Raw genomic sequence first — 20,087 nt, forward strand, 5'->3', positions numbered from 1 at the left:
TAACTATGCGTGAAGGACCCGACATTGCCCGCATTGCCAGCCTGGTCGGCGATCCGGCGCGGGCAAACATGCTGAATGCGCTGATGGGCGGCACGGCTTTGACGACCAGCGAACTGGCGCTGGAGGCCGGCGTCTCGCTGCCGACGGCGTCCTCGCATCTGTCGAAACTGATGGAGGGTGGGCTGCTGACCTTGGCCAGCCAGGGCCGGCATCGCTATTACGGCCTCGCAGGGCCGCAGGTGGCAGGCATGATCGAGGCGATCACCGGGGTGGCCGAAGCGGTCGGCCCCAAGCGCGTGCGGCCCGGCCCGCGCGACGGCGCGATGCGCGTCGCCCGCGTCTGCTACGACCACCTCGCCGGCGAACATGCGGTGGCGATGCTCGACCGGCTCCTCGCGCGCGGCATCCTGTTGCGCGACGACAAGGAGATCAGGCTCGGGGAGATCAGGCCGGGGCAGATCCGGCCGGGGGAGATCAGGCTCGGGCCGTCGGCGGCGTCATATTTTTCGGCCCTCGGTATCGATGTCGGCGTCAAGCCGCGCCGGCCGGTCTGCCGCGCCTGTCTCGACTGGAGCGTGCGCCGCTCGCACCTCGCGGGAACGCTCGGCGCGGCTATTCTGGACAAGATCCTGTCGGAGAAATGGGCAAGGCGGGAGAAGGACAGCCGCGCGGTGGTGTTTTCACCGCCGGGGAAGCAGGCGTTCGAACGGGTGTTTTTGGCGTAGAGGTTCGGCAGCGCTAATTGGGCGACGCTGGCGGGACAGCACCCCCCTCTGGCCTGCCGGACAGAGGGGGGTGTGACGGAACGCTTGCGTAGCAGGTGAGGCGCGCGACGCTCACCCCCGCTTCAGCACCTTCCCCTGCTTGAAAAAGTCCACCCACGGATCGGCCTCCGCTAGTTCCTTCAGCGTCGTCTTGTCGCCGATCGGGAAGGAATTCGGCGCCAGCCCCTTTTCAACCTCCGCCCACGTCACCGGGATCGACACCGTCGCGCCCTTCTTGGCGCGGGAAGAGTAGGGCGCGACGGTGGTCGAGCCCCTGCCGTTGCGGAGATAGTCGACGAAGATTTTTCCGGTGCGCGCCTTTTTCGACAGCGTCGCCGTGTAGCGGTCGGGCGCGGCCTGCTCCAGCGCCTTGGCGAAATCATGCGAGAAGGTTTTGACTTCCTCCCAATCCGCCGAGGGTTTCAGCGGCACCAGCACGTGATAGCCTTTGCCGCCTGACGGCTTGACGAAGTTCGGCAGCGACAGATCGTCAAGCTTGCCTCTGATGTCGAGTGCGGCCTCGCGCACTGCCTTTACGTCGACGCCTTCATCGGGATCGAGATCGAAGATGATCTGATCCGGCCTTTCCAGCTCCTCGATCTTGCAGCCCCAGATGTGGACCTCGACCACGCCGTACTGGACCAGAGCGGCAAGGCCGTCGAAATCGCGGATGAACAGGATTTCCTCGCCATCGGTCGGATCCTTCATCCGGGCGATCTTGTCGCTCATGCCGGCCGAAGCATGTTTCTGGAAGAAGCGCGGGCCGCCGATGCCATCCGGCGCCCTGACCAGGCTGAGCGGCCGGTTGACGATGAACTGCTCCATGCGCGGCCAGACCAGCGCGTAGTGTTCGAGCAAGTCCTGCTTGGATATTTTTTCCTCGGGCCACAGCAGCTTGTCGGGATGGGATAGTTTTACGCTGGTCGTGATCGTCGCGGGCGCCTTAGCCCCGGCGGCCTTGCCGGCGCTGCTTGCCGCCGGCTTTGCCTTGTTCGCCGCCTTCGATGGCTTTTCCTGCACGACTTCCTCCGCCGGCTTGTCCTCGCGCAGTCCCTGGAACGACGCGTGGCGTATTATACGGTCCGAGGTCCAGCTGCGGAACTCCACTTCGCCGACAAGTTCGGGCCTGACCCAGACCAAACCCTTGCCCTTTGGCACCGCGGCGGCAAAGGGCGAGGCGTCTGCCTTCAGCGCATCGAGTTTTTTCTTCAAATCGGTGGCGCTCCTGGCTGTGAAGCCCGTGCCGACGCGGCCGGCATAGTGGAGCTTGCCGCCCTCGTGGTAGCCGACCAGCAGCGAGCGCAGGCCGCGGCCGGTCTTGTCCGAGGGCAGATACCCGCCGATGACGAATTCCTGGCGGGCCGTGCATTTCGACTTCACCCAGCTTGGGCCACGGCCGCTCCGGTAGGGAGCATCGGCGCGCTTGGAGACGATGCCTTCGAGGCCCATGCGGCAGGCGTGCTGCAGCATGATCTTGCCCGGTTCCGCGAAATGGTCGCTGAAGCGAACAGCGGCATTTTCGGCCGTCTCGCCGAGCAGCTCCTGCAGCGCCTGCTTGCGCTCGACCAGCGGCTCGCGGCGCAAATCCTTGCCGTCAAGCCGCATCAGGTCGAACACATAGTAGGTGAAGCGGTCGGTTCGATTGGCGGAGAGATCCTGCTGCAGCAGCGAGAAAGACGAAACGCCGCTGTCGGCGAGCACGACGATCTCGCCGTCGATGATGGCGTCGCTGCATTTCAGCTGGGCGAGTTCCGCGACGATCTCGGGGCCGAATTTCTCCGTCCAGTCGAGGCCGGTGCGGGTCAGCAGCCGCACCTCCGTGCCGGCGATCTGCGCCTGCATGCGGTACCCGTCGAACTTCACCTCATGCAGCCAGTCCTCGCCGGGCGGCGCCTCGCGCTCCAGCGTCGCCAGCTGCGGCTCGACGAAGTCGAGGCGCTTGCCGGCTTTCGCCTTGCTGGATGCCGCGGGCTTGTTGGAGTGCCAGACCTTCGGCTTCTTGCCGTCGGCGGTCTTGCCTTCCGCGACCTCTTCGATGGTCAGGCCGGACTTCACCGATTTCGGTGCGTCCTTCAGGATATCCTCGCCGGGGCGGGCGGCGGCATCCTCGGATTTGATCAGCAGCCAGTTGTCGCGCTTTTCGCCCGGGCGGGGTCTTAACCTGACCAGATGCCACCGCCCATTCAGCTTCTGGCCGTTGAGTTCGAAGTCGATATGGCCCTTCTTCATCGCCTTGGCCGGGTCGATCTCTGGCGTCCATGTGCCTTCGTCCCAGACGATGACGGTGCCGCCGCCATACTCGCCCTTGGGAATGGTGCCCTCGAAGCCGGCATAGTCGATCGGGTGGTCCTCGACATGCACGGCCAGCCGCTTTTCGTGCGGGTCGAGGCTCGGGCCTCGCGTCACCGCCCAGCTCCACAACACGCCCTCATGCTCAAGGCGGAAATCATAGTGCAGCCTGGTCGCGTCGTGCTTCTGGACGACGAAGATGCCGCCGGGCTGCTTGCCGCGCGCGACCTTGCCCGCCGGCTCGGCCGTCTTCTTGAAATCGCGCTTGGACTGATATTGTTCGAGGCTGGCCACGGCGCCGACCCTCAAGCCGACTTGCGCTTGGGCGCAGAAGCTTTCGCCTTGCCGCTTTTTGCCGCCGGCTTGGCCTTCTTCGCCGGGCCTTCCGCCTGGCCGCCATCGGACAGGCTCTTCTTCAGCGCGTCGAACAGATTGACGACATTGGACGGCTTGGGCGCGGCCTGCGCTTTCGGAGCCTTCTTGCCGGCCTTCTTGGCGCGGATCAGTTCGAGCAGCGCGTCCTCAAACTTGTCCTCGAATGTCGACGGATCGAACTTCCCCTTCTTCTTGTCGATGATGCGTTCGGCCATATCGGTCATCTCCTGGTCGGTCTTCACCGCCTTGATGTCGCCGAAGATGCTCTCCGGCTCCCGCACCGTGTTGCCGTAGCGCAAGGTGGTCAGCACCATGCCTTTGCCGCGCGGCTCGATGACCACGGGCCGCTCGCGGCTATAGAGCACGACGCGCGCCAGCCCGGCCATCTTCTTGTCCGCCATGGCATCGCGAATGACGGCAAAGGCCTCCTCCGACACCTTGTCGGCGGGCGTGACATAATAGGGCGTGTCGAGATAGATCTGCTCTATCGAGGCTTTGTCGACGAAGCCATCCAGCGCCATCGTGTGCGAGGACTCGATCTGCACCGCTTCGATCTCTTCGTCCTCGATATAGACGAACTCACCGGGGCTCACCTCATAGCCCCTGATCTCGTCGCCATCGCCCAGCGGCTTGCCGGTTTCAGAATCGACATAGATGCGCTTGACCGTGTTGCCGGTCTTGCGGTTGAGCACCCGGAACGAAACTTTTTCGGCGTGGGTGACGACGTTGGTCAGTTCGACAGCGCAGGTGACCAGCGACATTTTCAGATAGCCCTTCCAGGCGGGGCGAGGTGCCATGGCGAACTCCTGCGCGATGCGGTTCAAGCGAGAACGGGCAAGGCCCGTTCCGGTTCCGGGCGCGCAACCAGCGGCATTTCGGCAGCGGGCATGGAAATTTCGAGAGGCTCGCCAATCTGAAACAGAACCGCGCCCAAGCGACATTCAGACGAAACATATGTGATGCAAAAGTCACAATGCCGGAAATGGCGACGAACCACACCGAAAGACCCCCAAACAGCCGCATTCCGGCCACGAAGCATGGGGTTTTCGACCAAAGATTAACATCGTGTTCACCGACTATTCACGCCTCGACACTATGATCCCCGCAATCGGACGGGACATCCGAAAATCGGGACAGGGACTTGAGTAAAATGAAATTCTGGGGCCACATCGCCGGCTATGCCGCCGCCATCCGCGAGTTCATCGCGCCGACCTATCGGCCGGAGCGCTACTACATGCGCGGCCCGGGTCCGGCCTGCGCCCGTCGCGGCAGCTCGCTCGGCGCGCATTGATCATGACATTCGAAACGCGTCACGACAGCCGGATCTGCAGACCGGAGGCCGATCCCCGCGCAACCACCTATCGCGCCGAGCGCCCCGCGCTGGCCGCGAGAAGCCGTGCGACAACGCCGCGACTTTGATCCCGCTGCCGGCGGGCTTAGTGTCTGAAGACACAAGCTGCCGGACGTCCCGTGACTTCTTCTCCTGAACCCTTCGATGCCAGCCAGCCATTGATCGTTTTCGACGGCGTCTGCGTGCTGTGCTCGGGCTTCGTACGCACGGTGGTCGGGCTCGACCGCAAAAACCGCTTCCGCTTCGCCACGGCGCAGTCGCCCTTCGGCGAGGCGCTGTTCCAGAGATACGGGCTGCGCACCGACAGCTACGAGACCAATCTGGTCCTTGTCGGCGGCGCTCCCTTCATCCGGCTGGACAGTTTCATCGCGGTGATGGCCGAACTCGGCTGGCCGTGGCGGGCGGCGAAGGCCCTGCTGCTCATCCCGCGCCCCTTGCGTGACTGGCTCTACGAACGCATCGCCAAAAACCGCTACGCCATGTTCGGCCGCAAGGACAGTTGCGAGATCCTGTCCGCCGCGATACGTGCGCACGTGATCGGCTAATCACATGTCACCCAAAAGTGACCTCGGTTCCGGGAACGACATACGCAAAAAGAGCGGCGCGATGAGGCTTCTGGTCGTTGGCGGCTATGGCATTTTCGGCGGCCGCATCGTGCAATTGCTGGAGAGCGAGCCACGCCTGATCCTGCTCGTCGCCGGGCGCTCACTGGCCAGAGCCGAGGCCTTGTGCAACGCCCGCACCGGCGCGGCGGCGCAGCTCGTGCCGGCGCGCTTCGATCGCAACGGCGACCTCGCGCAAGGCCGGCCTGTTCGTTCGCGCCTCAGTCCGGCAGCGCCGCGACGGCGACGATCTCGATGACGATGTCTGCCTGGGCAAGCGCTGCGACGCCGATTACCTCCGAAGGCGGCGGATTGTTGTCGCTACAATGCTTCGGACAATGCTCGGCGAAAAACGCGTCCAGCACGTCGAGACGAAAATTAGGCGAGCTGAGGACGCCGCCGTCGGGAAATGGCCCTTTGACGAAAAAGGTCAGCCTGATGAGATGGTCGAGCCCGCTGCCAAGTTCTTCCAGATCCGATTTGATGTTGCCGAGAACTTCCCGCCACTGCGCCGCGGCATCGCCGGCGAAGCCGCCACCCTTCTTGCCGGCCGGATCGTAGTCAGCCGATGTCGCGGTGTTGCCGCAGAGATAGACGGTGCCTTTCGCACCGCTGACGACCGTGCCTTTGCCCCATGGCATCAACCGGCCGTTCTTGAATTTCTTGTGGGTCACGAGTTCCATTCTCTTCTCCCATGCCTCGTGTGACGTGCCCGCCAACGACGGAGGATAGTGCTGTGCGGAGCCACGGCCAGTCCGCTGCCGGTCATCCGCCAGCAGACGGAGGAACATCTGGTCCTTGCGAAATCTCCTGGCGGAGGCGAAAGTTTTTTCTGAAGCCCGTCGAAATCGGCCGCCGCCGCGCGACATACGTCTGGCCCCGCTAGGACGCGGCCTTCGAAACCACGGGAGAAGACCCATGCGATACATGCTTTTGATCAACAGCGACGAAGCCGCGCAGGCGAACACGCCAATCGAGAAGGCTCAGCAGATGAGCGCAGCATATGCCGCCTATACCGAAGCGTTGAAGAAATCCGGCGCATGGCTCGCCGGCGAACGGTTGCGCCCGACCCAGGCGACCACCTCGGTGCGGATCACAGACGGCAAGACCAACGTGATCGACGGCCCCTATGCCGACACCAAGGAGCAGCTTGCCGGCTTCTACATGATCGAGGCGGCCGATATCGATACCGCCATCGACTGGGCGGCGCGCTGTCCGGCGGCGAGCGCCGGCACGGTCGAGTTGCGGCCGATCTGGGAAATGGCCGACTACATGCCCAAGAAATGACACCGTGATGGACAATCGCCCGGAGATCGCGCGGGCGGCGGCCGAAGCGGCCGCCCGGCAGAGTTACGGCAAGCTGGTCGCCTGGCTAGCGGCGCGCACCCGCGACGTGGCCGGCGCCGAGGACGCGCTGGCCGAGGCCTTCGCCGCGGCGCTGGAGCGCTGGCCACAGACCGGCGTGCCCGACAAGCCGGAAGCATGGCTGCTGGCCGTGGCGCGCCGGCGGCGCGTCGACGCGGTGCGCCGTCGGCTGACCAGCGAGGCGAGCCGCGACCATCTCAAGCTGATGGCCGAGGAGATGGAGGCGAGCATGGAAGACGAAGACCTTCCCGACGAACGTCTCAGGTTGATGTTTGCCTGTGCGCATCCGGCGATCGAAGCCAGCGTGCGGGCGCCGCTGATCCTGCAGACCATTCTGGGTTTCGACGCGGCGACGATCGCCTCGGCCTTCCTGGTTTCGCCGGCGACGATGGGCCAGCGTCTGGTGCGCGCCAAGAGCCGCATCCGCGAGATCGGCATTCCGTTCCGCGTGCCGGATCGCGCCGAACTCGGCGAGCGGCTGGGAACGGTGCTGGAAGCGATCTACGCGGCTTTCGCCGAAGGCTGGACCGACCCGGCAGGGACCGAGACGAGAGCGCGCAATCTGGCGACCGAAGGCATCTGGCTCGGGCGGCTGGTGGCATCGCTGATGCCGGACGAACCGGAAGCGCTCGGCCTGCTGGCGCTGATGCTGTTTGCCGAGGCGCGCCGCCCGGCGCGGCGCGATGCGGCTGGAGATTATGTGCCGCTCGCCGAACAGGATTGCCGTCTTTGGGATCACGCGCTGATCGACGAAGCCGAGGCGCTGCTGGGCCACGCCGCCACCATGGGCGTCATCGGCCGCTACCAGCTCGAAGCGGCGGTACAATCGGTGCATGCGACGCGGCGACGGACCGGCCAAACCGATTGGGCGGCGATCCGTAACTTCTACGATGCGCTGTCGGCGATATCAGGCTCGCCGGTGATTTCGATCAACCGCGCCGTGGCGATTGCCGAGGCCGAAGGGGCGGCGGCAGGACTGGCGGCGCTCTACGTGCTGGGCGACGACAAGCGGCTCAACGACTATCAGCCCTATTGGGCCGCTCGCGCCGGCCTGCTGGCCAGGCTCGGCAATGCGGCGCAAGCGGTCGAAGCCTATGACCGGGCGATCGGCCTTGAACGCGACCCCGCCGTGCGCCGCTTCCTGCAGGCGAAACGGGCGATCCTGCGAAATTGAAGCGTCCGTTCAGGCCGGCCACATCTCATGCGTGGTGTTGAGCCGTTTCATCAGCGGATGCGCGCGCAGCGCCGACCATAAGCGTTCGATGTTCGGCCAGTCGGCTCGCGCCTTGTCCATATCGGGGTGCCAGGCCACCAGCATGACGAGGTAAATGTCGGCCAGCGACATCGCGTCGCCGACCAGCCAGCCGCGCCCCTCGAGGGCTGCATCGACAATGGCGAAGCCGCGGTCCATCTCGGCAATGGCTGCCTGCTTGACGGCTTTCTTGCCGTCGGCATCGGTGGTGTAGCGATGGGCATAGTAGAGGCGCAGGATGGCGGGGTAGAGCACCGATGACATGAACGCCATCCAGCGCAGGAAACCGGCGCGATCCGGCGATCCGGCGGCCGGCGCCAGACCCGCCTCCGGATGGCGCTCGGCAAGCAGGATGCAGATCGCCGCCGATTCGGTTATCGATTGACCGTTGGGCAAGGTCAGCACCGGAACCTGGTTCAACGGGCTGATGTCGAGGAAAGCCGGGTCCGGCGGATCCTTCTTGGGCACATCGATCTGGTCGAATTGCGCGTTTGCCAGCGCCAATGCGGCCTCGACGACAAAACCGCCGCTGCCTGGGCGCGTGTAAAGTTTGTACATGAGATTCTCCCCCTGCCCACACGAAGCAGGCCGGGGCGATTTGACCCTGAAGCCGCCTCCCGCTCAAGCCGGTGGCGGACGCCACAGCCGGGTTTTCTGCGGTCCAGCCATGAGACTTCCGATGTCGGAGGGACAGCACCCCCCGATGCCCGGCAGGGCGGAGGGGGATGCGAAGGATCCCCGCTATCCCGTTGAGACGTTAAGCGCCTAGCCCGTCGAACAGGATCGTCGACAGATAGCGCTCGGCGAAGGACGGGATGATCACCACAAGGTTCTTGCCCTTGTTCTCCGGCCGCGAGCCGACGACGATCGCCGCTTGCAGGGCGGCGCCCGACGAGATGCCGACCGGCACGCCTTCAAGGCGGGCGACGAGGCGGGCGTTGGCGACCGAATCCTCGTTGGAGACCTTGACGATCTCGTCATAGATCGAAGTGTCGAGGATCTTTGGCGCAAAGCCGGCGCCGATGCCCTGGATCTTGTGCGGGCCGGGCTGGCCGCCCGACAGCACCGGCGAGGCCTCCGGCTCGACGGCGACGACATGCACCGAGGGCTTGCGTTGCTTCAGCACCTGGCCGACGCCGGTGATGGTGCCGCCGGTACCGATGCCGGCGACGAAGATGTCGACCCCGCCATCGGTGTCGTTCCAGATCTCCTCGGCGGTGGTGCGGCGGTGGATCTCCGGATTAGCCGGGTTTTCGAACTGCTGCGGGATGACGGCGTCGGGCAGGGTGGCGGCCAGCTCGTCCGCCTTGGCGATGGCGCCCTTCATGCCTTTCGGCCCTTCGGTCAGCACCAGTTCGGCGCCGAGCAGCGCCAGCATCTTGCGGCGCTCCACCGACATGGTTTCGGGCATGGTCAGGATCAGCTTGTAGCCCTTGGCGGCGGCGGCGAAGGCGAGCGCGATGCCGGTATTGCCCGAGGTCGGCTCGATCAGCGTCGTCTTGCCGGGTTTGATCCGGCCCGACGCTTCCAGCGCCTCGATCATCGAAACGCCGATGCGGTCCTTGACCGAGGCGATCGGATTGAAGAATTCGAGCTTGGCAAGAAGGTTGGCAACGACGCCCTTCTCCTTGGCGAACTTGTCGAGCCGCACCAGCGGCGTGTCGCCGATCGTCTCGGTGATCGAGTTGTAGACACGGCCGCGGCCGGGCACGCGCGCGGAAGGCTTGTTCATTGGTTTCGCTCCCAAATCAGATCAGGCAATTGGCGTCGGCGGACAGAATAAGGCTTTCGCCCGCGCAAGATAGGCTGCCGGCCGAAAATATCGAGTGGGCCGCTTGCTGAAAACGCTTGCCTTCCGAAGCCGCATTTCCGGATGGACCGATCGGCGGAATGAATTGCCTGAACCGATCTACTGACGTGCGGCAATGGCTGCGGCCGCGCCCACCATGAAGCCAGCGGCGGTGCGGTTCAGCGCCTTCAGCGCGCGCGGCGATTTCAGGAACCAGCGCGCCTTGGCGGCCAGCGCCAGATAGGGCACAAGCACCACGAAGAGCACGATAACGGTGAGCGCGACCAGGATGCCGTAGTCGGCGAGCGTGATGGTCTTCAGGTCGACGATGGTCGGCGTGATGGCGAGGTAGAAGATCATCGTCTTCGGGTTGCCCAGCGTGACGGTGAGGCCGGCAAGGAAGCTCGATACCAGGCCGCCCTTGCCTTTCCTGGCCTCGACAGTCTCGGGCGTGATCCCGGCCGTCCAGAAACGCCAGCCGAGGAAGGCGAGATAGGCGACGCCCAGCCATTTGATGACGAGAAACACCATGCCGAAGCTTTGCGCGACAAAGGCAAGGCCGAGCACCACCGCGGTGAGATAAATGAGGTCGCCGAGCATCAGGCCGAACGACATCGCCAGCGACGAGCGGAAGCCGGATCCGAGCGCCCGCGCCACAAGCGCGGTGACGCCGGGGCCGGGAATGGCGGCGGCGATGCCCAGCGCAGCACTATAGGCAAGGAAGCCGGTGAGGGTCATGACGGTCGCACCTCGTGAAACGACTCTGATGCCATGAAAAGCCTGCAACGGCAAAACGGATTCGATTGCGCCAAGCAGGACATGAAAGCCGGTCATCATCGCCTGAAAGCGAGAGATGGTTCACTTACGCCTCGAAGGCGGTCGGCTATCTCGCATGGCTCCGAACGGCAGGAGCACCCATGTTAGCCAAAAGACTTCACATCCAGCTTATGAAGTGGATGCCCAACAACTATTCCGAAGCACGCGGTCACGTCCACGAGCTGGAATGGTATCTGTGGTTCGAGGGGCGTCAGGCTTTCAGCCTGTTCGACAAGGGCGATAGCGATGTCGTTCCGCAGACTGGATATTTTACCGACAGCCGGGACCCTGGCGCTCACCCCATTCGTCCGATGATCTATCCGCTGGTAGTCAACAACCGGTTCAAGGTGCGACTGGTGGCGATGGAGCGTGACGGACCGCAAAAGATAGACCCCGACGACACCGCCAAAGGCGAATTCTACATCGACCTCGACACCAAATATCCGCCGGTCTCCGACTGGCGCATCATCCCTGCCGATCCGCGCAGTACCGACCTCAACGTGGAAGCGTCGTTCCAGCTGCAATGGCTGGACTATGTCGATACCGCCGAGATTGCCGAGGATGGCCCGCCACGCATCATCGACAAGTCCAACTATCCCTATCCGTGGGGCGCCAATGTGATGGTGTTCGAGCACTGGCTCGGGCTTGGCCGCAAGGCGCCGCTCAAACTCATCGACCCGAACCGCGCATCGCGCCGCGAATACTGGATGATCAATGGCAATGCGGCCCGGCGCATGGTGCAGGACCTCTATCGCTTCAACGTCAACCAGCTTGGCGTCGCCAACGACACCATCAGCAGTGTTTACGTGCCGAAGCTCAATGCCGGCCACGTCACGGTGACGCTTTACGAACACGATTTCAGCGACGGCCGCTTCGCGCAAGGGGCGAAGAAGTCCTTCGGCTCGGTCGGCCTCTTCAATCTCAGGGATACCGGTTTCGATGACCGCGTCTCATCGGCCGAGGTGATCCATACCTATCCCAAGGTGATCCATCGGGACGTGCATTAGGGCCGGATTGCGCTGTTCGCCGGCTCAGGATGGGCCATCGACATGGGTGATGCGCCAGATGGTGCCGTTGCCATCCTCGGTTACGATAAGCGCGCCGTCCTTGGCCACCGCGACGCCGACCGGCCGGCCCCAGACGGCGTCGTCGGAGAGGACGAAGCCGGTGATGAAATCCTGGTACTCGCCGGTCGGCTTGCCGTCGCTGAATCTCAGCCGCACCACCTTGTAGCCGGTCCTCATACCACGGTTCCAGGAGCCGTGCAGGGCGACGAAGGCGTCACCCTTGTACTCTGCCGGGAAATTGCCGCCGTCATAGAAGGCGATGTTGAGCGGCGCCGAATGCGCCTGCATCAGCACGTCGGGCACGGTGACCGAGCCGGCGAGGTCTGGGCGCGCGCCCTCGTGACGCGGGTCCTCGTTGGCGCCGATATAATACCAGGGCCAGCCATAGAAGGCGCCGTCCTTGACTGAGGTGGCATATTCGAACGGCACATCGTCGCCGAGACCGTCGCGCTCGTTGACGACACACCACAGCGCGCCGGTGGCCGGCTGCACGGTCATGCCCGAGCAATTGCGCAGGCCGGTAGCGAGGATGCGGCCATTCTTGCCGTCGGGGCCGAAGGCCAGCACGTCGGCACGGCCATCCTCGGAACCCCAGGTGGCGCCGAGTGGCTGTGATTTTGCCCAGGCGTCAAGGCCGCCCTTCGGTGCCTTCTGCATGCCCTCCGCGACGTTCGATCCGGAGCCGACCGAGAGATACAGCGTCTTCCCGTCCGGCGAGAAGGCGATATCGCGGGTCCAGTGGCCGCCGGTAGGGATGTCGGAGACAATCGTCTCCGGTTCGCCGGAGGCTTTAAGGTCGCCGTCGCGGTAGGCGTAGCGGACCACGCTGTCGTTGTTGGCGACGTAGACCCATTGCGGCTTGTCGCCAGGCGGGTAGAAGGCGATGCCATAGGGCTGGTTGAGATTGTCGGCAAAAATGCCCTCTTCGGCCGGCTTCGCGCTACCCTTGGCCAGCCGATAGACGCGGATCTGGTTGGCGTCACTGTCGGCGACGAACAGGTCGCCGTTCGGCGCCACGCGCACGACCCGCGGATTGGAAATGCCGGAAGCAACCAGTTCGGCCGAAAACCCAGGCGGCAGGACGGGCTTCGCGCCCTCGGGCCGATCGCCGAGGCCGGCGCTGTTGGAGGCGGATCCGGTGATGTTGGGTCTTTTCAGATCATCCGGCCTAATCAGCCGGCGCACACCTGGCTTGTCGGCCTTCCAGTCGCCGAAAGCGTCCTTGCCGGTCAGCAGCAGTTGATCAGCCTGCTGGGCGAAGGCGCTGGTGGCCAGAAGCAGGGCAAGGCCTGCGAAGCCGGCAATCCGGATCATGCTGTTCTCCTCGAACTCGCGCCGTCGGCGCGTCACGACAAGGGAGATATTGTGCGGCCGCCGCAAAAGAGAAGCGTGCGCGCGCAGATTCGACGAGAGAACCGCTCAACTTTCCTCTTCGACGTCCAGATCGTCGTCGAGACGCTTTTCCAATGCGACAAGATCTTCCGGCAGCGGCAATCCCATGGCGCGCATTTCGCGCAGTTTTTCGCGCAGCTGCTCCTGGATTTCGTGCTCGTCCTCCGGCTGGTTGACCATTTCTTCGAGCAGCATGCTGATCTGGGCCTTGAACGATTCAAGCGCCATTCTGCGCCCTCCTTTACGGTGATCACGGCTTCGGAATTATCTTAACATCCGGGTAATCAATTGGGCCGTGTAGTCGACCATCGGCACGATGCGGGCATAATTCAGCCTGGTCGGGCCGATGACGCCGAGCGCGCCGACGACGCGGGCGTCCTTGTCGCGGTAAGGTGCCACGACCAGCGACGAGCCGGAGAGCGAGAACAGCTTGTTTTCCGAGCCGATGAAGATCCGCACGCCGGGGCCGTCCTCGGCGAGGTCGAGCAGCTGGATCAGCCCGTCCTGCGTCTCCAGATCCTCGAACAGGTGGCGCAGCAATTCGATATCGGCCTGGGCGGTGACGTTTTCGAGTAAATTGGCGCGGCCGCGCACGATAAGGCGCGCCGGCAGGCCGCTGTCGGCGCCGGCCCACACCGCCAGGCCTTTCTCGACCAGGTCCTGCGACAACGTGTCCAGCGCTGCCCTGGTCTCGTCCTTGATGCGGGCGATCTCGATGCGCGCCTCGGCGAGCGTGCGGCCCCTGATATGGGCGTTGAGGAAGTTGGAGGCCTCGTGCAGCTGCGAGACGGTGATGCCGGCCGGCAGGTCGACGACGCGGTTCTCGACATCGCCATTCTGCGACACCATCACCGCCAGCGCCTTGGTCGGCTCGAGCTGGATGAACTCGATGTGCTTCAGCGCCACCTCGTTCTTGGTGGCGAGCACCAGGCCGGCGCCGCGCGACATGCCCGACAGCATCTGGCTGGCCTCGGTCAGCATGTGTTCCAGCGTCGCGCCCGAGCCGGAGGCGCGCACCTGCGCCTCGATGACCCGGCGTTCCTCGTCGGAGAGATCGCCAAGCTCCATGAAGGCATCGACGAAGAAGCGCAGGCCGGTCTGGGTCGGCAGGCGCCCGGCCGAGATATGCGGGGCATAGATCAGGCCGAGATGTTCGAGGTCGCTCATCACATTGCGGATGGTGGCCGGCGACAGCGACGACGGCAGGATGCGCGACAGGCTGCGCGATCCCACAGGCTCACCGTCCTTCAAATAGGATTCGACGATGCGCCTAAAAATGTCGCGCGAACGCATGTCGAGCGATTGCAGCGCGGGCGCCAGCAGACTGGGTTCGGTGACTGCCTTGGTCATTCGAGCCAAAAACCTCCGGCTCAAGGATATAGACTTCCATCGCCCCCGCGCAACCCGGCGTCTGTGCCAGATCGCCCGGCCTTTTCCTTTGCGCCATGGGCTGCATGCGTCTACAAGCCGCCGACGCAACCGTAAAAGAACAGAAAGAGGCCTCGATGCGCCCTTCTAAACGCCAAGCCGACGAAATGCGCGCCATCTCCTTCGAGCGCGGCGTCTCCAAACACGCGGAAGGCTCGTGCCTGGTGAAATTCGGCGACACGCATGTGTTGTGCACGGCGAGCCTGGAGGAAAAGGTGCCGGGCTGGATGCGCAATTCCGGCAAGGGCTGGGTGACGGCCGAATACGGCATGCTGCCGCGTTCGACCGGCGAGCGCATGCGCCGTGAAGCCTCGGCCGGCAAGCAAGGCGGCCGCACGCTCGAAATCCAGCGGCTGATCGGCCGCTCCTTGCGCGCCGTTGTCGACCTGCAGGCACTGGGCGAACAGCAGATCACCGTCGACTGCGACGTCATCCAGGCCGATGGCGGCACCCGCACGGCCTCGATCACCGGCGGCTGGGTGGCGCTCTACGATTGCCTGCGCTGGATGGAAGCGCGGCAGATGGCCAGTGTTGCCAAGGTGCTGAAGGACCATGTCGCGGCAATTTCCTGCGGCATCCACGACGCCAAGCCGGTCATCGACCTCGACTATATCGAGGATTCGTCTGCCGGCACCGACGCCAATTTCGTCATGACCGGCAAGGGCGGCATCGTCGAGATCCAGGGCACCGCCGAGGGCGAGCCGTTCTCGGAAGGTCAGTTCGCGGAGCTGATGGGGTTGGCCAAGAAGGGCATTCAGCGGCTGGTGAGCTTGCAGCAGATGGCTGTGGCCTGATTGAATTTAACGTGATGACGTCGGCGATCCTTCACACCCCCCTCTGGCCTGCCGGCCATCTCCCCCGCAAGGGGGGAGATCAGAGGTCGCTACCGTTTTCGCCAACCATCAACGTTGAGACGCCGCCAGCGGAACTGCCAATCTCCCCCCTTGCGGGGGAGATGCCCGGCAGGCCAGAGGGGGGTGCCTGATGCAACCCTCCGCTATTCTTGAGTCAGCGCTTTACGTCACGGATCTCGCCGCTGCCGAAGCCTTCTACTCCAACGTCCTCGGCCTCCCTCTCCTCGGCAAGGTCGACGGCCGCCATCTCTTCTTCCGCTGCGGCCCGGGCGTGCTGCTGGTCTTCAACGCCGAAGCCACCAAAATCCCGCCGGCGCCCGATGCGCGGCTGAAAGTGCCGCCACATGGCACGGTCGGCGAGGGCCATCTCTGCTTTGCCGCAAGTGCGGATGAACTCGCACAGTGGAAGGCGCAACTTGAGGCGAAAAACATCGCCATCGAAAGCGAATTCGAATGGCCGCAGGGCGGGCGCTCGATCTACATACGCGACCCCTCGGGCAATTCGATCGAATTCGCCGAGCCAAGGATCTGGGGCCTTTGATGCATTCTCTCGATGGAAAGAAGATCGTCGTTGCCAGCCACAATGAAGGCAAGCTGCGCGAATTCGCCGACTTGATGGGTCCGTTCGGCTTCGAGGCGAAGTCGGCAAAGGACTACGGCCTGCCGGAACCGGAGGAGACCGGCACCACCTTCGAGGAAAACGCCTACATCAAGGCCTTCGCCGCGGCTAAGGCGACCGGCCTGCCGGCGCTGTCGGACGATTCGGGCCTGTGCGTCGACGCGCTCGACGGCGCTCCCGGCGTCTACACCGCCAATTGGGCCGAAGCTCCCGATGGCAGCCGCGACTTCGGCATGGCCATGCAGCGCACCGAAGTGGCCTTGCAGGAGGTCGGCGCCGCCGAGCCAGCGCAGCGCAAGGGGCGGTTCGTCGCCGTCATCTGCCTGGCCTTCCCCAATGGCGAGGCTGAATATTATCGCGGCGAAGCTGAGGGAACGCTGGTGTGGCCGCCGCGCGGCGAACTCGGCTTCGGCTACGACCCGGTGTTTTTGCCCGACGGTTTCGACAAGACGTTCGGCGAGATGAGCGCTGAGGAAAAACACGGCTGGAAGCCCGGTCAGCCGACGGCGCTGTCGCACCGCGCCCGCGCCTTCCAGAAATTCGCCCGCGCCAGGTTAGGCTCAGCTTAATGTCGCTGGACCGCAGCCCGGGCTTCGGCGTCTACATCCATTGGCCGTTCTGCGCGGCCAAATGCCCGTATTGCGACTTCAACAGCCATGTCCGTCACCAGCCGGTCGACCAGGAGCGCTTTGCCCGCGCCTTCGAGACCGAGCTGAAGACCATGCGCGAGCGCACCGGGCCGCGCGAAGTGACCAGCATCTTTCTCGGCGGCGGCACACCGTCGCTGATGCAGCCGCAGACGGTGGCGGCGGTGCTGGACGCCGTGGCGAAGAACTGGACGGTGCCCGACGGCATCGAGGTGACGCTGGAAGCCAATCCATCTTCGGTCGAGGCCGAGCGCTTTCGCGGCTACCGCGCCGCCGGCGTCAACCGCGTGTCGCTCGGCGTGCAGGCGCTGAACGACAAGGATCTGCGCTTCCTCGGCCGGCTGCACAATGTCGACGAGGCGCTGCATGCAATTGGCCTGGCACGGGACATATTCCCAAGACTTTCCTTCGACCTGATCTACGCCCGCCCCGGCCAGACGCTGGACGACTGGCAGGTGGAGCTCGAACAGGCGATCGGCCATGCCGCCGACCATCTATCGCTCTACCAGCTGACCATCGAGGAAGGCACGCCGTTCCATGCGCTGCATGCGGCGCACAAGTTTACCGTTCCCGACAATGACCGGGCCGCCGATCTCTATGCGCTGACTCAGGAGGTCACCGCGGCGCATGGCCTGCCGGCCTATGAGATTTCCAACCACGCCAGGCCGGGCGCCGAGAGCCGGCACAATCTGACCTATTGGCGGTATGGCGAATATGTCGGCGTCGGACCGGGCGCGCATGGCCGCTTTATCGAGAACGGCCACCGTGTTGTGACGATCGCCGAGCGGATGCCGGAGACCTGGGCCAATCTGGTGGAGGCCAGGGGCCATGGCGTCACCGGCGGCGAGATCCTGACGCGCTCCGAAGAGGCCGACGAGTTCCTGCTGATGGGGCTGAGGTTGGCCGAAGGCATCGCCCTTTCCCGCTACGAGGCGTTTTCCGGGCTCGGCCTGTCGAGCGCCCGGCTGACCGTGCTGCAGGATGAGGGGCTGGTGGCGCCGATCGGCAATGCCAGGCTACGCGCCACGCCAGCCGGCATGATCGTGCTCGATGCCGTGGTGGCGGATTTGGCGCGGTAGATCGCGATGAAGAACGTGCTGTTCGTCTGCAGCCAGAACCGCTTGCGCAGCCCGACCGCCGAGCAGGTGTTCTCCAAACGTAGATCGAGGTCGCGTCGGCCGGCACCAACCACGACGCCCACACGCCGCTGACGCATGAGCTGGTCGCCTGGGCCGACATCGTCTTCGTGATGGAAAAGGCGCACCGCACCAAGCTGCAGAAGAAATTCAAGGAGAGCCTGAAGAAGGCCCGCGTCATCTGCCTCGACATCCCGGATGATTACGGATTCATGGATCCGGAGTTGGTGCGATTGCTGGAGGTGAGGGTGACGCGATACCTAGGCTGACTGATGTGGTTGGGGCGTTCCACGCCCGCGTTCGCCATCCTCGGGCTTCACCCGGGATTCATGCCGCGAGGTTAAGGCGCTGCAGCGGTTCAGAATTCTGCGCCGCTGCATCCTTCGGCAGAGGTCACGGAATGGATCATAGGGTCTGCGCCGCGTCACTTCGCTCCTTGCTTCGCCCTAGGATGACGATGTTGCACCGATCGACAAACTAAGCGTCGTGCTTGAAGCGGCGCTTGCCGCGGTGTTTCTCGGCATGCGCCTCTCCGGTCCGGGCCGGCTTGGCGTCGCTCTTGTCCCGGCGGACGCTGTTCTGGTCGTTCATCGGATGCGGCGGCGCGCCTTCGCGGGCGCTCTTCGTTTCAAGACGGGTGATGAAGATATCGAAACGATTGGGCATCGTACGGTCAGTGCTCCGTCGTGCTGTCCGGTTTGTTGTCCGAAAGCCTGACATTCGTCGGCAAGGCGGTGGCCGCCCGACTGGCCAGGCCGGTGTCGCTTTCGGCGAGCGCACGCTTGCCCTTTCGCGCAGTGAAGCGCTTGCGCTCGGCATAATAGGGCTCGAAAACGTCCTGCAATTCCAGGCTGTCCATCCTGTCCTCCTCCTCAAGAGACTCAGGTATTCAATCCGCCAGCCACGCTTTCGTTCCCCACTGTGGCAAAGACATGGCCGCCGGGTTACATCGGCGTCAGGTTTGGCTCGACGTTCGGGAGTTTTGCAACCCGGCGCAGGCCGTGCCAAACAGGGCGAAATGGAGAGACCCCGGTGACCGGCGAGAAGCAAAGCTATGTGATCGGGCAGACCGAGATCGCGGTCCGGTCGCTGGCGCCGGCGCTGTATCTGGTGGCGACGCCGATCGGCAACCTCTCCGACATCACGCTGCGCGCGCTGGAGACGCTGGCCGCCGCCGACATCGTCGCCTGCGAGGACACTCGCGTCTCGCGCGTGTTGCTCGATCGCTACGGCATCCGGCGGCGCACCACCGCTTATCACGAGCACAACGCCGGCGAGGCCGGGCCGAAGCTGATCGCGGCACTCGAGGCCGGGCAGAGCGTGGCGCTGATTTCGGATGCCGGCACGCCGCTGATCTCCGACCCAGGCTACCGGCTGGTCGGCGAAGCGCTGGAGCGCGGCCTGCGCGTGGTGCCGATCCCCGGCCCATCGGCGCCGCTGGCGGCGCTGACCGCGTCGGGCCTGCCGTCCGACGCCTTCCTGTTTGCCGGGTTTCTGCCGGTGAAATCAGGGCAGCGGATGACAAAGCTGGAAACGTTCAGGGCGGTGCCGGCAACGCTGATCTTCTTCGAGTCGCCACGCCGGCTGGCCGAAACGCTGGTTGCGATGGTCGAGGCGCTGGGTGGTGGGCGCAAGGCCGCCATCGGCCGCGAGCTGACCAAGACTTTTGAAGAGATGCGGACGGGAACGCTGCAGGCGCTGGCCGACCACTATGCGGCGGCTGACACGCCGAAGGGCGAGATCGTCATCTGCGTCGGGCCCGCCGAGATCAAGGCCGATCAACCCGCCGACATCGACAGGCTGCTGCTGTCGCTGGCCGCCGAAATGCCGGCGTCCAAGGCGGCGGCGGAAGCGGCGAAGATGACAGGCGGGCAGAAGCAGTCGCTCTACCGCCGGCTGCTGGAACTCAGGGATGCGGTTGGAGAAGGCGAAGGTGGCTGAGCGCCCGGCCGCCAGCCGCCAAAAAGCCTATCGGCGCGGCCATCGCGGCGAGTGGCTGGCGGCAGCGGCGCTGATGCTGAAAGGTTATCGCATCCTCGCCCGCCGGCATCGCACCCGCTTCGGCGAGATCGACCTGATCGCCAGGCGCGGCGACCTGGTGCTGTTCGTCGAGGTCAAGGCGCGGCGCACGCTGATGGAAGCGATGGAGGCGATCGGCCACGAATCGGAGCGCCGCATCGAAGGCGCCGCCGACATCTGGCTGTCGCGGCAGCCGGACTACGGCAGATTGTCGATGCGCTTCGACATGGTGGCGGTGCTGCCCTGGCGCTGGCCGGTGCATGTCGAGAACGCGTTTTTTGGGAGGAGTTAGCGGCCTTTACCCTCCCCCTTGTGGGGAGGG

Annotated in this window: 23 protein-coding genes and 2 pseudogenes; 15 read left to right on the forward strand and 10 right to left on the reverse strand. The window is 64.6% G+C overall.

What is annotated here, in order from left to right; translation table 11 throughout:
* The first annotated feature begins 5 nt into the window (after nucleotides 1–5).
* Nucleotides 6–725: an ArsR/SmtB family transcription factor gene (locus ACYG9Y_RS25035; RefSeq protein WP_023740310.1), complete on the forward strand. Its 720-nt coding sequence runs from the start codon at nucleotides 6–8 to the stop codon at nucleotides 723–725.
* Nucleotides 726–836: 111 nt separating this feature from the next.
* Here the strand turns inward: ACYG9Y_RS25035 and ligD are convergent, their stop codons facing one another.
* Nucleotides 837–3,347, reverse strand: coding sequence for a DNA ligase D (gene ligD, locus ACYG9Y_RS25040; RefSeq protein WP_023749324.1), 2,511 nt, complete (start codon nucleotides 3,345–3,347; stop codon nucleotides 837–839).
* A gap of 11 nt (nucleotides 3,348–3,358) precedes the next feature.
* Entirely contained in the window at nucleotides 3,359–4,225 is an 867-nt protein-coding gene (ku, locus tag ACYG9Y_RS25045) for a non-homologous end joining protein Ku (RefSeq protein ID WP_023749323.1), read from the reverse strand.
* 344 nt (nucleotides 4,226–4,569) lie between these two features.
* Between ku and ACYG9Y_RS25050 the strand changes: the two genes are divergently transcribed.
* The 3 genes from ACYG9Y_RS25050 to ACYG9Y_RS25060 all read left to right on the forward strand — a co-directional run bounded on the left by ACYG9Y_RS25050 (nucleotide 4,570) and on the right by ACYG9Y_RS25060 (nucleotide 5,640).
* Nucleotides 4,570–4,719: a hypothetical protein gene (locus ACYG9Y_RS25050; protein WP_196813601.1), complete on the forward strand. Its 150-nt coding sequence runs from the start codon at nucleotides 4,570–4,572 to the stop codon at nucleotides 4,717–4,719.
* Nucleotides 4,720–4,898: 179 nt separating this feature from the next.
* Complete coding sequence (locus ACYG9Y_RS25055; RefSeq protein WP_031253426.1) at nucleotides 4,899–5,324, forward strand: thiol-disulfide oxidoreductase DCC family protein; 426 nt, start codon at nucleotides 4,899–4,901, stop codon at nucleotides 5,322–5,324.
* A gap of 61 nt (nucleotides 5,325–5,385) precedes the next feature.
* Entirely contained in the window at nucleotides 5,386–5,640 is a 255-nt protein-coding gene (locus tag ACYG9Y_RS25060; RefSeq protein ID WP_023749321.1) for a hypothetical protein, read from the forward strand.
* Here the strand turns inward: ACYG9Y_RS25060 and ACYG9Y_RS25065 are convergent.
* Nucleotides 5,603–6,064: a RidA family protein gene (locus ACYG9Y_RS25065; protein ID WP_023687546.1), complete on the reverse strand. Its 462-nt coding sequence runs from the start codon at nucleotides 6,062–6,064 to the stop codon at nucleotides 5,603–5,605. The genes ACYG9Y_RS25060 and ACYG9Y_RS25065 overlap by 38 nt on opposite strands.
* Before the next feature lie 235 nt (nucleotides 6,065–6,299).
* Between ACYG9Y_RS25065 and ACYG9Y_RS25070 the strand changes: the two genes are divergently transcribed.
* A complete protein-coding gene (locus ACYG9Y_RS25070) occupies nucleotides 6,300–6,668 on the forward strand; it encodes a YciI family protein (protein WP_023681239.1) in 369 nt (122 codons plus the stop codon).
* Nucleotides 6,669–6,675: 7 nt separating this feature from the next.
* Nucleotides 6,676–7,920 (forward strand): RNA polymerase sigma factor, encoded by a 1,245-nt coding sequence (locus ACYG9Y_RS25075; RefSeq protein WP_352535221.1) that lies wholly within the window; start codon nucleotides 6,676–6,678, stop codon nucleotides 7,918–7,920.
* 9 nt (nucleotides 7,921–7,929) lie between these two features.
* On the opposite strand, the gene ACYG9Y_RS25080 is transcribed toward ACYG9Y_RS25075, so the two are convergent.
* The 3 genes from ACYG9Y_RS25080 to ACYG9Y_RS25090 all read right to left on the reverse strand — a co-directional run bounded on the left by ACYG9Y_RS25080 (nucleotide 7,930) and on the right by ACYG9Y_RS25090 (nucleotide 10,525).
* Nucleotides 7,930–8,556: a glutathione S-transferase family protein gene (locus ACYG9Y_RS25080; protein WP_023706962.1), complete on the reverse strand. Its 627-nt coding sequence runs from the start codon at nucleotides 8,554–8,556 to the stop codon at nucleotides 7,930–7,932.
* A 199-nt stretch (nucleotides 8,557–8,755) separates the two neighbouring features.
* Nucleotides 8,756–9,730, reverse strand: a complete 975-nt coding sequence (gene cysK / locus ACYG9Y_RS25085) for a cysteine synthase A (protein ID WP_023692952.1) — start codon at nucleotides 9,728–9,730, stop codon at nucleotides 8,756–8,758.
* A 177-nt stretch (nucleotides 9,731–9,907) separates the two neighbouring features.
* Nucleotides 9,908–10,525 (reverse strand): LysE family translocator, encoded by a 618-nt coding sequence (locus ACYG9Y_RS25090; protein ID WP_023692951.1) that lies wholly within the window; start codon nucleotides 10,523–10,525, stop codon nucleotides 9,908–9,910.
* A gap of 179 nt (nucleotides 10,526–10,704) precedes the next feature.
* Here ACYG9Y_RS25090 and ACYG9Y_RS25095 point away from each other — a divergent pair, with 179 nt between their 5' ends.
* Entirely contained in the window at nucleotides 10,705–11,610 is a 906-nt protein-coding gene (locus ACYG9Y_RS25095) for a hypothetical protein (protein ID WP_155927230.1), read from the forward strand.
* 24 nt (nucleotides 11,611–11,634) lie between these two features.
* On the opposite strand, the gene ACYG9Y_RS25100 is transcribed toward ACYG9Y_RS25095, so the two are convergent.
* The 3 genes from ACYG9Y_RS25100 to hrcA form a co-directional block, all read right to left on the reverse strand.
* Nucleotides 11,635–12,984, reverse strand: coding sequence for a PQQ-dependent sugar dehydrogenase (locus tag ACYG9Y_RS25100; protein ID WP_023692949.1), 1,350 nt, complete (start codon nucleotides 12,982–12,984; stop codon nucleotides 11,635–11,637).
* Nucleotides 12,985–13,089: 105 nt separating this feature from the next.
* On the reverse strand, nucleotides 13,090–13,290 hold the full coding sequence (locus ACYG9Y_RS25105) for a hypothetical protein (RefSeq protein WP_023672050.1): 201 nt from the start codon (nucleotides 13,288–13,290) through the stop codon (nucleotides 13,090–13,092).
* A gap of 36 nt (nucleotides 13,291–13,326) precedes the next feature.
* Nucleotides 13,327–14,412: a heat-inducible transcriptional repressor HrcA gene (gene hrcA / locus ACYG9Y_RS25110; RefSeq protein ID WP_023681233.1), complete on the reverse strand. Its 1,086-nt coding sequence runs from the start codon at nucleotides 14,410–14,412 to the stop codon at nucleotides 13,327–13,329.
* Nucleotides 14,413–14,567: 155 nt separating this feature from the next.
* Here hrcA and rph point away from each other — a divergent pair, with 155 nt between their 5' ends.
* The 6 genes and pseudogenes from rph to ACYG9Y_RS25140 form a co-directional block, all read left to right on the forward strand.
* A complete protein-coding gene (gene rph / locus ACYG9Y_RS25115) occupies nucleotides 14,568–15,284 on the forward strand; it encodes a ribonuclease PH (RefSeq protein ID WP_023726746.1) in 717 nt (238 codons plus the stop codon).
* Nucleotides 15,285–15,474: 190 nt separating this feature from the next.
* Entirely contained in the window at nucleotides 15,475–15,885 is a 411-nt protein-coding gene (locus ACYG9Y_RS25120) for a VOC family protein (protein ID WP_023698063.1), read from the forward strand.
* The gene (rdgB, locus tag ACYG9Y_RS25125) at nucleotides 15,885–16,532 is read left to right on the forward strand and encodes an RdgB/HAM1 family non-canonical purine NTP pyrophosphatase (RefSeq protein WP_023726744.1); all 648 of its coding nucleotides are present in this window, start codon (nucleotides 15,885–15,887) and stop codon (nucleotides 16,530–16,532) included. Before ACYG9Y_RS25120 ends, rdgB begins: the two co-directional genes overlap by 1 nt.
* Nucleotides 16,532–17,689, forward strand: coding sequence for a radical SAM family heme chaperone HemW (hemW, locus tag ACYG9Y_RS25130; RefSeq protein WP_023740320.1), 1,158 nt, complete (start codon nucleotides 16,532–16,534; stop codon nucleotides 17,687–17,689). The genes rdgB and hemW overlap by 1 nt, the downstream gene beginning before the upstream one ends.
* Nucleotides 17,690–17,695: 6 nt before the next feature.
* A pseudogene (locus ACYG9Y_RS25135) lies at nucleotides 17,696–18,015 on the forward strand (low molecular weight protein tyrosine phosphatase family protein).
* 190 nt (nucleotides 18,016–18,205) lie between these two features.
* Nucleotides 18,206–18,340: pseudogene (locus tag ACYG9Y_RS25140) on the forward strand (EamA family transporter); the annotation flags it as partial.
* Nucleotides 18,341–18,419: 79 nt separating this feature from the next.
* Here ACYG9Y_RS25140 and ACYG9Y_RS25145 read toward each other — a convergent pair.
* Nucleotides 18,420–18,605 carry a hypothetical protein gene (locus ACYG9Y_RS25145; protein ID WP_023687558.1) on the reverse strand — a complete coding sequence of 62 codons (186 nt, stop codon included), beginning with the start codon at nucleotides 18,603–18,605 and terminating at the stop codon, nucleotides 18,420–18,422.
* A gap of 173 nt (nucleotides 18,606–18,778) precedes the next feature.
* On the opposite strand from ACYG9Y_RS25145, the gene rsmI reads away from it, so the two are divergent.
* Both rsmI and ACYG9Y_RS25155 read left to right on the forward strand, forming a co-directional pair.
* Complete coding sequence (gene rsmI, locus ACYG9Y_RS25150) at nucleotides 18,779–19,687, forward strand: 16S rRNA (cytidine(1402)-2'-O)-methyltransferase (protein WP_023749683.1); 909 nt, start codon at nucleotides 18,779–18,781, stop codon at nucleotides 19,685–19,687.
* Complete coding sequence (locus ACYG9Y_RS25155; RefSeq protein WP_023749682.1) at nucleotides 19,680–20,057, forward strand: YraN family protein; 378 nt, start codon at nucleotides 19,680–19,682, stop codon at nucleotides 20,055–20,057. Before rsmI ends, ACYG9Y_RS25155 begins: the two co-directional genes overlap by 8 nt.
* Nucleotides 20,058–20,087 lie beyond the last annotated feature (30 nt).

This window comes from Mesorhizobium sp. W050 (genome assembly GCF_054719535.1).

Excerpts from the sequence above, each read along its gene's own strand:
- ACYG9Y_RS25035 (WP_023740310.1), top strand. The coding sequence starts at position 6 with ATGCGTGAAGGACCCGACATTGCCCGCATTGCCAGCCTGGTCGGCGAT.
- ku (WP_023749323.1), bottom strand. The coding sequence starts at position 4,225 with ATGGCACCTCGCCCCGCCTGGAAGGGCTATCTGAAAATGTCGCTGGTC.
- ACYG9Y_RS25060 (WP_023749321.1), top strand. The coding sequence starts at position 5,386 with ATGAGGCTTCTGGTCGTTGGCGGCTATGGCATTTTCGGCGGCCGCATC.
- ACYG9Y_RS25065 (WP_023687546.1), bottom strand. The coding sequence starts at position 6,064 with ATGGAACTCGTGACCCACAAGAAATTCAAGAACGGCCGGTTGATGCCA.
- ACYG9Y_RS25070 (WP_023681239.1), top strand. The coding sequence starts at position 6,300 with ATGCGATACATGCTTTTGATCAACAGCGACGAAGCCGCGCAGGCGAAC.
- ACYG9Y_RS25075 (WP_352535221.1), top strand. The coding sequence starts at position 6,676 with ATGGACAATCGCCCGGAGATCGCGCGGGCGGCGGCCGAAGCGGCCGCC.
- ACYG9Y_RS25080 (WP_023706962.1), bottom strand. The coding sequence starts at position 8,556 with ATGTACAAACTTTACACGCGCCCAGGCAGCGGCGGTTTTGTCGTCGAG.
- cysK (WP_023692952.1), bottom strand. The coding sequence starts at position 9,730 with ATGAACAAGCCTTCCGCGCGCGTGCCCGGCCGCGGCCGTGTCTACAAC.
- ACYG9Y_RS25090 (WP_023692951.1), bottom strand. The coding sequence starts at position 10,525 with ATGACCCTCACCGGCTTCCTTGCCTATAGTGCTGCGCTGGGCATCGCC.
- ACYG9Y_RS25095 (WP_155927230.1), top strand. The coding sequence starts at position 10,705 with ATGTTAGCCAAAAGACTTCACATCCAGCTTATGAAGTGGATGCCCAAC.
- ACYG9Y_RS25100 (WP_023692949.1), bottom strand. The coding sequence starts at position 12,984 with ATGATCCGGATTGCCGGCTTCGCAGGCCTTGCCCTGCTTCTGGCCACC.
- ACYG9Y_RS25105 (WP_023672050.1), bottom strand. The coding sequence starts at position 13,290 with ATGGCGCTTGAATCGTTCAAGGCCCAGATCAGCATGCTGCTCGAAGAA.
- hrcA (WP_023681233.1), bottom strand. The coding sequence starts at position 14,412 with ATGACCAAGGCAGTCACCGAACCCAGTCTGCTGGCGCCCGCGCTGCAA.
- rph (WP_023726746.1), top strand. The coding sequence starts at position 14,568 with ATGCGCCCTTCTAAACGCCAAGCCGACGAAATGCGCGCCATCTCCTTC.
- ACYG9Y_RS25120 (WP_023698063.1), top strand. The coding sequence starts at position 15,475 with ATGCAACCCTCCGCTATTCTTGAGTCAGCGCTTTACGTCACGGATCTC.
- rdgB (WP_023726744.1), top strand. The coding sequence starts at position 15,885 with ATGCATTCTCTCGATGGAAAGAAGATCGTCGTTGCCAGCCACAATGAA.
- hemW (WP_023740320.1), top strand. The coding sequence starts at position 16,532 with ATGTCGCTGGACCGCAGCCCGGGCTTCGGCGTCTACATCCATTGGCCG.
- ACYG9Y_RS25145 (WP_023687558.1), bottom strand. The coding sequence starts at position 18,605 with ATGGACAGCCTGGAATTGCAGGACGTTTTCGAGCCCTATTATGCCGAG.